Source organism: Ancylobacter sp. VNQ12 (genome assembly GCF_049445835.1).
Taxonomy (GTDB): Bacteria; Pseudomonadota; Alphaproteobacteria; order Rhizobiales; family Xanthobacteraceae; genus Ancylobacter.
Map to the genome: position 1 here is coordinate 1 of NZ_JBMSDU010000040.1, position 10,483 is coordinate 10,483.

Consider the following 10,483-nt stretch of genomic DNA (forward strand, 5'->3'; position numbering starts at 1 on the left):
TCGTATCCACGCCCTTCATCCCCAGCCCGCCCGTCGCAACCAAACGACGGACCATGAGCCAAGAGGGGGGTCAAAATTACACGCCGATCCCCCTCACAACGGGGTCAATCTTCCATGCCGAAACACAAATGACGACCGCGCTCAATGAAGCACCGCCGCCAATGCCAGAACATCGGTCGCTCTCCGCGCGCCAGCAATTGCGCCTTGCTCTGCCCCATATGAGCAAGCACTGTTGCGCCCTCGATCAGCATGAACAGCGTTGTTGCAAGGTACCCCGGCGCGATTATCCAGCAAGGCTTGTGCCAGAATGTCCCGGAACTTCGGCTCACCAAGCGCTCGGCTTACATTTCCAGATAGTGTTGGTCAAAGTAGACGAGCGGCATCTCTTGCTCTCCGATACCGACGTCGATGACCCGCGCCAGAAAGATGCTGTGTGAATGGTGACGGATACGCTCTTCGATCACGCAGTCGAACCATGTCATCGCAGAGCGAAGTGCGAGCGGTCCGGATGGCAAGCTCATCCAGTCGCCTTGGGTGAATCGCTCATCGCGCCTGCTCGACGAACCGAACTGAGCCGCTATCGCCTTGTCACGCTGGCCAAGCAGAGAAACGCAGAAGCGTCCAGTGTGTTCGATCGGGTCGTGGGCGCTGGCATTTTGATTGGCACAGACCAGGAGTGACGGCGGCACGGCGCTGACACTGGTTACGGATGTTGCCACAAACCCGTGAGGACGACCCTCGTGGAATGTCGTGATGAGTCCGATGCCGGAGGCCAGCCGGCGCATTCCAACCTTGAACAGTTCAGAAGTTGCGCGTTCAACGCCAGGCGCGGACGTTTCGACGGCTGAGGTTTGACGCGAAGCGATGGTCATGATGCTCCTCTTGGGATCGTGTCGAGTTTCACGGTGCGCGTGCGCAGCGTTGCCCGGACCGTCATCATTACGCTGGCCATGACGATGATCATTCCAAGCATGCTGACGGGAACGGGCTTCTCGCCAAGTACGAGCCAGCCAAGCAGGACGCCTATCGGCGGGTTTACATAGGCAAAGGCCGCAACCACATTCGGCGAGAACAGCGCCGTCGCCTTCACATAGGACTGGAAGGAAACCGCCGACGCGAAGATCGCGAGATAGAATAGGGCGACGAGCGTCTGTGCGCTTGGCGGTGACGGCAGGGGCATACCGTGGGCCAGCGCTATTGCGCTCGCCATGATGCCACCCAGGACCAGTTGAGTGCCTGCGACAGCTCTCCCGTCCAACTCGCGTTGCAACGATGGTTGGAGAGATGTCGCGACGGTCCAGGCAATCGGCGCTGCGAAGAGCATAGCTACGGTCATGGCCGACGGATTGAGCTTTGAGCCGTTGGTCATCGTCGGCAGATAAATGAGTGCGAGACCGATGAAGCCGATTGCCAGCGCCAGTGGCTGCGCGGGAACCTTGCGGCTGCGAACCGCTTCAAAGGCGGCGCTCCACAACGGGATCGTTCCCATGGCCATTGCGACAAACCCCGAAGGAAGTTCACGCAGCGCCAGCAGGGCGAAGCCGTTTGCGCAGATCCAGAAGAGAAAGGCCGACACACCGCAGATCAGCCACTCGCGCGGTGTCAGCGGCCTCAAGACGCCACGCCGCCACGCGAGCAGCAGGAGGATGCTTCCGCCAAGCAAAAGCCTTCCACCTTGCAGCTGATAAGCGGTGAACGCGCTCGGCCCCTCCATTCCGAGTTTCATGGCGAGATAGCCGCTTGCCCAGACCACATAGATGACAAGCAGGTGCAGATAATCGGTCGGATCTCGGGGGGCACCGGACACCTTAATCAGCCTTTCCAGCTCATGGATTGACGAGTTGCGCAGCCTGTCGGGCTGTCTTCGCCGCCGTGAACTCCAGCTCAATGCGTCCAACGACGAGTGGCGCACCGACTGTCGTCCGGCACGGATAGGGCGCGGAGAAGCGGGACTTGAACGTTTCGTTCCATTCCGGGAAATCGCCGACCGGGTCTGCCAGGAAGGCATTCACCTTGATAACGTTGTCGAGCGACAGGCCTAGGCTTTTCAGGATGTACTCGTAACAGTCGATCGAGTCGTTCGCATGCTTTGCGATTGAGCCTTGGGACAGCTTTCCCGTCTCGATCTCCAGTCCGGCAAATCCGCTGAACAGGATCAGATCGCCCACCTCGATGCAGATGGCGTTGCGGATGTCGAAGCCTTTCACGGCTTCGTCGATCTTCGGCAGATTGGTGAGGATCTTCATTTTCAAACTCCAGAGATTGCAAAGGCTTGGGCGTCGCGGCGGGCAGTGCGGGCAACGGTCATTCGACCTCGATGAGACCGACCACCAATGGAGCGCCAACAGTTGTGCGACAGAGGTAAGGAGCCGCGAAGCGCTCCTTGAAGATTGCATTCCATTCGGGAAAGTCGCGCACCGAGTCTTGCAGGAAACATCGCACCTTTACGAAGTGATCCAGACTCAGTCCCATCGACCCAAGGATGTATTCGAATGTGGCGTTCGAACCGTGGGCATGCCTCCCGAACGGACCATCGCTGATGGCATGCGTTTTGAAATCAATGCCGGCGAAGCCGCTCAGCGTGACCAGGGCGTCGGTTTCGATTGAGATGCCGTTACGGATCGCGAGAGTGGCGCTGGCGACATCTATCTCTGGCAAGCTGTTGAGCAATTTCATTGTATGCCGTCCTGTATGCAGATTATGGCGTAAGTCCCTTCTGGTCGTTCTCCTGGATGTTTCAATAGGATGCGGCGCGGGCAGGCTCTCGTGGCGCGGCCGGTGAAGCGCCGTGGCCACCGAGATACAAATCCTTAATGCGCGAATTGGCGAGCAGTTCTGCGCCGGTTCCCTCTGCAGCATTTTCGCCGTTCGAAAGGACAACTGCCCGATCGCTGATTTCCAGCGCTCGCAATGCGTTCTGTTCGACAAGCAGGATTGCGGTTCCCAGTGCCGCTATTTCGGCGATCTTCTTGAAGACGTTTCCGACAAGCAGCGGCGAGAGCGCTGCTGTCGGCTCGTCCAGAAGCAAAAGTCGAGGCTTGAGGATCAGGCAACGAGCAAATGCCAGCATCTGGCGCTCCCCACCGGACAGCGCGCCGGCGGCCGCGCCGAGTTTCGGCTTCAACTCAGGAAAAAGCGCGAGCACCTCTTCAAGAGCGACGGTTTGCTGTTTGCGCTGCCTGACGCTGAGAGCCAGATTCTCGCGCACAGTAAGGCTGGCGAAAACGTTCGCCACCTGAGGCACATATCCAATACCCATATCCACGTGCTTTTCGGTCGCTACGTTGGTGATCACCTCACCGGCAAACTTGACGTCGCCACCAAAGATTCGCAGCAAACCCATCGTCGCCTTCAATACGGTCGACTTGCCAGCTCCGTTCGGCCCTATAACGCAGATTATCCTACCGGCTTCGACCGACAGCGAGACGCCGCGGATGATCGGCACGTCGCGATAGCCTGCCTGGAGATCATGCAGTTCCAAGAGTGGCGCAATCATGCTGCACCTCCCAAATAGGCTTCTAGAACCCGGGGGTCATTCGATACTTTCTGCGGCGTTCCGTCGGTGAGAATGCTGCCGCGCACCATGACGTAGACACTGCCGCACAACGCGTTGACGGCCTCCATATTGTGCTCGACGATTAGAAAGCCGATGCCCCGTCGATTGAGGTCATGAATCTTTTCTATGAGTACGTCGACCAGGCCCGGTGCAACACCGGCAAACGGCTCGTCCAGCAAGAGAAGAAACGGGTCGGTCATCAAGGCTCGACCAAGTTCGAGTAACTTCTTCTGGCCGCCGGACAGATTCTTCGCAGCGTTGCCTTTCACTGCGGAAAGCCCAAGGAAGTCTAGCAACTCATGGGCGCGCGCGGCAATCACCCGATCCTGCTGGGCGATCCTTGTCGGAAAGACCAGCACCCTCCAGGAGGATTCTCCGATCTGGTTCTTGGCCGCAATCATCATGTTGTCCAACACGGAGAGCTCACCGAACTCGCGCGGAATCTGGAATGTGCGCACGATTCCGGCCTGCGCCAGCGCCTCCGGGCTGCGGCGCGTAACATCGAGATCGCGGCAGTAGATGCTACCAGTGTCGGGCTCCGCAAACTTGCTGACGACAGTCAGAAACGTGGATTTGCCGGCCCCGTTGGGTCCAATAAGACCAATGATCTGCTTCTCAGGCACGTCGATCCAAGCACCGTCGAGCACTTTCAACCCTTCGAAGCTCTTCGATATCCCAGTCGCTGTTAGGGCCGACATTAGAGTTCCTTCCTTCCCCAGATGCCCCTCGGCCATCTAATCGGGACCAGGATAAGCGCCAGTCCAATGACAACGAAACGCAGAGCTGCCATGCGCGCATCCGAGAGCATGTATTCCGCAGGCAGAATATCCTTTAGAAACCGGGATCCTTCGAGAAACAGGACGAGAAGACCGCAGCCGAATATGACGCCGCGATTGGACCCGCTGCCGCCGATAATCATCGCCATCCAGATGTAGAAGGTGATGATCGGAACGAACTGGTCCGGCACGAGGTAGCCAACTTGAACGGCATTGAGCGCACCGGCGGCGCCTGCCACGGCGGAGCCGATCATGAATATCTCGATCTTGAACCCGGCCACGGGTTTCCCAAGGCTGCGCGCGGCATCTTCATTATCCCGGATAGCCTCGATGGTGCGTCCGAACGGCGAGTGCCCAAGACGCTCGAACGCGAAGTAGATAATGAGGATCGCGGCTAAGACCAGCGCCAGGAGGAATGACTGGTTCGTCAACGGCGCAGAACCCGGGATCAGCAGGCTGATGGGAATGCCCCTGGTTCCGCTGGTGAGCCATTGTTCATTGACGATTACCGACCGCACCACTTCGCCAAAGCCCAGCGTAACGATGGCAAGGTAGAAGCCTGTGCGCAGTCTTATGCTGACAAGGCCGAGCGGATAGGCGATGAGAGCGCTCGTCACGATTGCTGTCAGCAGCCCGATCACTGGATGCATGCCGAGCGTCACGGTCGTCAATGCGTATGTATAGGCGCCGAGCGCAAAGAAGCCGACCACACCGAAATTCAGCAGGCCAGTGTAGCCCCATTGCAGGTTGAGGCTGAGCGCCAGCAGAGCGTAAATGCCAGCCTGGATTCCCATGGCGACGAGGTAGGCGGTCATCGCGCAGCGGCTCCCTTACCGGTCAAGCCTTCGGGCCTGATCAGCAGCGTTGCGATAAGCACGATGAAGGCGAAGGTGATCTTGTAGGTATCGCTGATCCAGAGTGTCGCGACGTTCTGCGCGAGGCCGATGATAAGACCTGCGGCAATAGCTCCGTAAGGACTCCCAAGCCCCCCAAGCACGGCAGCCGCGAATGCCGGCAGGAGGAGGTTCCAGCCCATGTCCGGCGAGATTGCCGTCTTGGCGGCGACGAATATCCCGGCGAGTCCGCCGACACCGAGAGCGATCGACCATGTCGCGCGATTTACGCGTTCCGCATTGATGCCGCCGGTCCGGGCCAGAACCGGATTGTCTGCTACGGCACGCATCTCAATGCCGATGCGCGTGTATTTCAAGATCAGGTGGGTCGCCACGATGACGACCACGCTGGCGAGCGCGATCCCCGCTTCGAGAGGAATTATCCGGACCCCGAGGATACGCCATGCCTGCCAGAGCGGAAGGTCATATGCCACCTGCTGGTTACCCGCCACAAAGCTTAGCGTGCCCCGCATCATGATCGAAAGTCCGATGGACACTAGCAGGGCGGTGATCGGTCGATCCCCGATCTGGCGGAAAATGATCATATAGGCCGCGAGCCCCGTCAGGATCGCCAGTGCTGTTCCGCCGGCTGAAGCCACCACAAAAGGCAAATGCAGCAAGGTTGCGCACCAGAAGGCGCCGTAGGCGCCAACTGTGAGAAAGTCCCCATGTGCGACGTTCGGAAAGCGGGCGACGCCGAACACCATCGTGATGCCGAGCGCCATCATGGCTAGAAAGGTTCCGTCCGTGATGCCGTTTATCATTGCCTGCGCGAACAGAGCCATCGGCCAGCCTCAGGGTTCGATCGTTTCTTTGGCGACCGCCTGCCCGCCTTCGATCTTGTAGGCGCGCATGAACATCGAGGCGAGGTCACCGCTCTCGTCGAAATCAACGGGACTGGACGCACCGGAATAATCGATGTCCTTGCCTTCCTTGAGCGCGGCAAGGCCTTCGGCGTATGTCGAGACAACTACGCCAGGCTGGTTTGCCACGGTCTTGACGAACGGAGCGAACACGGCCGGATCGGTGCTCTTTGCCGCCTCGGCGGCGAGCGCCAGCGTTATGATCATATCGTAGTCCATCACCGCGTACGGGTTGCCTGTAGGCGCCTCACCGACCGCCTTTGTGTAGAGCGGCGCGAGATGCTTGTAGGCGTTGGAGTCTTCCGCCGACATCGCGTCGATGGCGAGCGTTCCCTCCACTGCCTTTGAACCGACAGCATCCACCCATTCCTTGCCCAGCGCGTAGAGTGGCCCGACGATCTTCACGTCCGGGTTAAGCTGGGCAATGGTCTTGGCGATGATGATGGCGTCGTTCGTGTAGGCCGCGAGCATTATCACCGACGGGTCTTCCGCCAGCGCCTTGGTCACCTCGGACCGATAGCTGGACTGGTTTGGCTCGAAGATGGTCTTGCCGAGGACCTCGCCGCCTTCCGCCTTGTATGTCGTTTCGAAGTTCGCGGCGGCATCAAGCTGCGCTGCGTTGTTGGCGGTCAGAAGATAGGCCTTGTTGAGGCCTTCCTTCTTGGCATATCTCGCGTAAGCGGTGCCGAACGCGCCTTCCGTTGAAACAAAGCGGAAGACCATACCGGTGTCTTTACCGACCTGGCTGATCTCTGGCGCGCCGGATACGGTCATCAGCGGAATTTTGACCTGCTGGGTGTACGACATGACAGGCAAGGTCACGCTGGATGCGAACGTGCCGACAATGGCGTTGACCTGGTTGACGTCGATCAACTTCCTTGCGGCGTTGAGTCCGGCTGTCGGATCAGTTTGATCGTCTTCGATCAACAATTCCACCGGCTTGCCCGTCACACCGCCTGCGGCGTTGATCTCCTCAACCGCAATGTTCATCGCTCCGGTCAGAGCCTTACCGTATGAGCCATAGGTACCTGTCAGCGGGATGACGGCGCCGATCTTGAGCCCTGCATCCTGCGCGTGGCTGAGCGAAGTTGATGAAAGCATCGAGAGTGCGATGCCAGCCAGCTTGCGTGCCAGTTTCGGAAGTCCCTTAACCATTGCCAGTCCTTTCCAGTTGGTTGCGGCACATTCAAGCGTGGATCGTTTCTCTGAGGGTCACTCCCGGATAGTCCTTCCGAAAAAGGCCTCTCTTCTGCAGGATCGGGACCACCGATCTCGTGAAGGCTTCGAATGAACCGGGCATCTCGGTCGGCGTCAGGATGAACCCGTCGCATCCCTTGTTTTCGAAGTACTCCTCAAGCTGGTCGGCGACGCTTTCGGGTGTCCCGACCACCTGCGGGCAAAGTTCGCTCGTCGCGAACCGTTTTGCGGCTTCTCCGAGCGTCAGGTTCTCGGCCTTGGTTCCCTGGATGATCACGTCGAACGAACCGCGCGAACCCGCCTCGACGGGTATGTCGGTAATTGGTTTGTCTATGGGGTACGTCGACAGATCGAGCCCGGTATGAGCCGAGACGAGTGCGATCCCGAGCTGGGGATCGACCAGCTCGTTGATGTATGCCTGCTTTTCGCGCGCGATGGATTCAGTCTCGCCGATGATGGGGTCGATGGAAGTGAGGATTGCGCAGTCCTCAGGCGCGCGCCCTGCCTTTTCGACACGGGCCTTCATGTCCACATAGAACTCCTGCATGTCCGCGAGCGAGTGCTGCAGCGTGAAGATCAACTCTGCTGAGGACGCCGCAAAATCGCGACCGCGCGGCGAAGAACCTGCCTGCATGATCACCGGATGACGCTGTGCGCTCGGGGGCACTGCGAAGACACCTTTTGCGCCAACATACTTGCCTTTGAAATCGGTCGGACGCAACTTATCGCCGTCGATGAAGTCGCCGCTTTCCTTATCGACAACCAGCGCCCCGTCGGACCAGCTCGCCCAAAGCTCCATACAAGCATCAAGCACCTCCTGCGCCCGATCGTAGCGCTCGCCGCGCGGCAGCAGGGAAGGCAGGCCGTAGTTCATTGCCTCCCGATCACTGGCGGATGTGACGACGTTCCAAGCGATCCTGCCGCCACTTAGCAGGTCCAGAGAAGCCAGTGTCCGGGCAAGCGAATATGGCGGCAGGAAGCTGGTAGACATCGTCAGACCTAGACCGATCCGCGATGTTGCGCGCGCCATCATGGCGACCAGCGGAACAGGATCGAGAAGCGACATCTGACCGCCTTTGGTCATGATCGTCTCATTGTAGAAGGCCGTCGCGTCGGCAAAGAAGAAGGCGTCAAACCTCCCGGCCTCAAGGGTCCTAGCGAGCGTTTCCCACCAGAGTGGATCCAGAAAGCGATTCTCTGTTTCTGGATGACGCCACATCGCGTGATGGTGCGAAGTTGGCCCCGTCATCAGGAAGGCGATAAGCTTAACTTGTCGTGACATTGAGGCTCCAAATGCGCTGCGTCGTCCATGGAACCGCCACGCAAGGCCCGTGCCAGTTGGCCCATGTCCGTGCAACTCGTTGTCAATCCGGCAAAAACACCAGGCCACCGGACCGGCTCGCAGAAGAACCCATAGTGCATTGCACAATTGGCGCGCAAAACATGGCACTAAGATGTGCATTCAGATCTGTACGCAGATTTGAAGGCGGATGGTCATGCCGGAAATTTTGGCGTAGGTAAAGGACCGATCCGCTACGCACTTTGCGGGTCGCCGGTAGGAGAAATGGGCGGGACTTTTTCAGATGGACCAACATTTGAAGGACGGCGATCACGATAGCGCGGGCGACAGCGGTTCGGCGGTAGAGAAGAGTTACCGTCAGATCCAAGATATGGTCATCTCATTCGCCATACGACCTGGCGAGCGAATTAATGAGAGCGAGTTGTCGCGAAAGCTAGGTGTCAGCCGTACACCGCTGCGGGAGGCGCTTAACCGGCTGGCTTCGGAGAATTTCGTCGATTTCGTTCCGGCCAAAGGTTTCTACCGCAAGAAGGTGAAGCCCAAGGAAATCTTCGACCTGATGCAACTGCGTATCGCAATCGAAACCGCGGCTGCGCGTTTGGCGGTTGAGAAGGCGACCCCTGTGCAGGTGGCGGTGCTTGGCAAGGTGCTGCAGGATCTGGCCGACATGCGGCGTCTTGCACCCTCCGGCATCATCCACAAGGATGAACTGTTTCATGAGACGCTTACGGGCCTGTCAGGCAACAACGAGATGCTGCAGGCGCTGCGCTCTGTAAACATACGCATCCGTCCACTCCGCTATCTCGCAGTCGACGAACGTCGACTGGAACTCGGGCAGGAGCAGCACATTGCGATCCAGGACTCGCTGCGTCGGCGTGATACCAAATATCTTATCGAACTGCTGGAAAAACACATCACCAGATCGCTCAATGACATAGAGCGCGCCGTGCGCGAACTTTACGGTCGAATTTATCTCGAGTGAAGATCCTAGACGAAGTATAAATGCCTACAATTGACCTATAGATGAGGATTTAAGCCCCTTGAAGGCTGGTAGCCGGTGCCGACCAATTTCTTTACTTAGGGGATGGGCAGAAGCAAGCCTCTCCGCCTTCTATGAACGTCGAATGCAGACGCACTTTGATTAAAGCTGATTTTTGATAAAGTCTTCGACCGGTTCGAACGCGCGGTCAGGGAGACGCCCGAAATCGTCGCCTGCTGGGCGGTCGGCGGTCGCGTCGACTACATTCTGAGGGTGATAGCCCGAGACATCGACGCCTACCAGCGGCTTGTCGAAGACCTGCTCGCGAAGGAAATTGGCATCGATCGCTATATCACCTGTATAGTGACGCGCACGATCAAGGACGAACCGCTCGATCCGATTGTCGCGGCCGGTGCGTAGGCGGCGGTCATAGAGGATTCCTCTACAGGGGGCTTGGCTTTGGTCCAATCGTCCTGTTGCAACGGTTAGCTTAGCCTCTTTCTCCGTCGCTGGCGGTTACTCTGGCAGCACTCGGAGAGCGCGATGTCAGTGACCCTTGCCGCCGTTCAGCACCGCACTATTCAACACCGCGCTGGGCTTGACCGCTTTTCGGATCGGCGTCTGCTGCGTGAACTCGCCTATGTCGATGGTCGCTGGGTAGCCGGCGCGCACGCCGCCTCGTTTCTCGTCATCGATCCGGCGACTGGCCACCATCTGGCTCAGGTCGCATCGCTCGATCTGGAACTTGGCGGCCACGCGCCGCTGATCGTGTTCGACGACGCTGATTTCGACTGTGTTTCGGCATGGAAGATTGACCCCGTTGTGAGGGGGATCGGCGTGTAATTTTGACCCCCCTCTTGGCTCATGGTCCGTCGTTTGGTTGCGACGGGCGGGCTGGGGATGAAGGGCGTGGATACGA

13 protein-coding genes and 1 pseudogene are annotated in these 10,483 nt (G+C 58.6%); 3 read left to right on the top strand and 11 right to left on the bottom strand.

Translation table 11 applies throughout. The features are described 5' to 3' along the window. Positions 1-104: 104 nt before the first annotated feature. The 11 genes from ACO2RV_RS24460 to ACO2RV_RS24510 form a co-directional block, all read right to left on the bottom strand. Positions 105-251: a hypothetical protein gene (locus ACO2RV_RS24460; RefSeq protein WP_423296814.1), complete on the bottom strand. Its 147-nt coding sequence runs from the start codon at positions 249-251 to the stop codon at positions 105-107. Between the two features lie 90 nt (positions 252-341). Further along, positions 342-872 carry a flavin reductase family protein gene (locus ACO2RV_RS24465; RefSeq protein ID WP_423296815.1) on the bottom strand — a complete coding sequence of 177 codons (531 nt, stop codon included), beginning with the start codon at positions 870-872 and terminating at the stop codon, positions 342-344. Further along, positions 869-1,807, bottom strand: coding sequence for a DMT family transporter (locus tag ACO2RV_RS24470; protein WP_423296816.1), 939 nt, complete (start codon positions 1,805-1,807; stop codon positions 869-871). Before ACO2RV_RS24470 ends, ACO2RV_RS24465 begins: the two co-directional genes overlap by 4 nt. Positions 1,808-1,826: 19 nt before the next feature. Then, the gene (locus tag ACO2RV_RS24475; RefSeq protein ID WP_423296817.1) at positions 1,827-2,246 is read right to left on the bottom strand and encodes a RidA family protein; all 420 of its coding nucleotides are present in this window, start codon (positions 2,244-2,246) and stop codon (positions 1,827-1,829) included. A gap of 58 nt (positions 2,247-2,304) precedes the next feature. Further along, a complete protein-coding gene (locus ACO2RV_RS24480; protein ID WP_423296818.1) occupies positions 2,305-2,676 on the bottom strand; it encodes a RidA family protein in 372 nt (123 codons plus the stop codon). A gap of 61 nt (positions 2,677-2,737) precedes the next feature. Continuing rightward, on the bottom strand, positions 2,738-3,496 hold the full coding sequence (locus ACO2RV_RS24485; RefSeq protein ID WP_423296819.1) for an ABC transporter ATP-binding protein: 759 nt from the start codon (positions 3,494-3,496) through the stop codon (positions 2,738-2,740). After that, complete coding sequence (locus tag ACO2RV_RS24490; RefSeq protein ID WP_423296820.1) at positions 3,493-4,254, bottom strand: ABC transporter ATP-binding protein; 762 nt, start codon at positions 4,252-4,254, stop codon at positions 3,493-3,495. The genes ACO2RV_RS24485 and ACO2RV_RS24490 overlap by 4 nt, the downstream gene beginning before the upstream one ends. Next, on the bottom strand, positions 4,254-5,147 hold the full coding sequence (locus tag ACO2RV_RS24495) for a branched-chain amino acid ABC transporter permease (RefSeq protein WP_423296821.1): 894 nt from the start codon (positions 5,145-5,147) through the stop codon (positions 4,254-4,256). Before ACO2RV_RS24495 ends, ACO2RV_RS24490 begins: the two co-directional genes overlap by 1 nt. Beyond that, positions 5,144-6,010, bottom strand: coding sequence for a branched-chain amino acid ABC transporter permease (locus ACO2RV_RS24500; RefSeq protein WP_423296822.1), 867 nt, complete (start codon positions 6,008-6,010; stop codon positions 5,144-5,146). The genes ACO2RV_RS24495 and ACO2RV_RS24500 overlap by 4 nt, the downstream gene beginning before the upstream one ends. Positions 6,011-6,019: 9 nt before the next feature. Then, positions 6,020-7,243: an ABC transporter substrate-binding protein gene (locus ACO2RV_RS24505; RefSeq protein WP_423296823.1), complete on the bottom strand. Its 1,224-nt coding sequence runs from the start codon at positions 7,241-7,243 to the stop codon at positions 6,020-6,022. A 31-nt stretch (positions 7,244-7,274) separates the two neighbouring features. Next, the gene (locus ACO2RV_RS24510) at positions 7,275-8,567 is read right to left on the bottom strand and encodes an LLM class flavin-dependent oxidoreductase (RefSeq protein WP_423296824.1); all 1,293 of its coding nucleotides are present in this window, start codon (positions 8,565-8,567) and stop codon (positions 7,275-7,277) included. A gap of 301 nt (positions 8,568-8,868) precedes the next feature. Between ACO2RV_RS24510 and ACO2RV_RS24515 the strand changes: the two genes are divergently transcribed. The 3 genes and pseudogenes from ACO2RV_RS24515 (at position 8,869) to ACO2RV_RS24525 (ending at position 10,407) form a co-directional block, all read left to right on the top strand. After that, a complete protein-coding gene (locus ACO2RV_RS24515) occupies positions 8,869-9,567 on the top strand; it encodes a GntR family transcriptional regulator (RefSeq protein WP_423296825.1) in 699 nt (232 codons plus the stop codon). Between the two features lie 183 nt (positions 9,568-9,750). Beyond that, positions 9,751-9,984 (top strand): annotated as a pseudogene (locus ACO2RV_RS24520) (Lrp/AsnC ligand binding domain-containing protein); the annotation flags it as partial. A 123-nt stretch (positions 9,985-10,107) separates the two neighbouring features. Further along, positions 10,108-10,407, top strand: a complete 300-nt coding sequence (locus ACO2RV_RS24525; RefSeq protein WP_423296826.1) for a hypothetical protein — start codon at positions 10,108-10,110, stop codon at positions 10,405-10,407. Positions 10,408-10,483 lie beyond the last annotated feature (76 nt).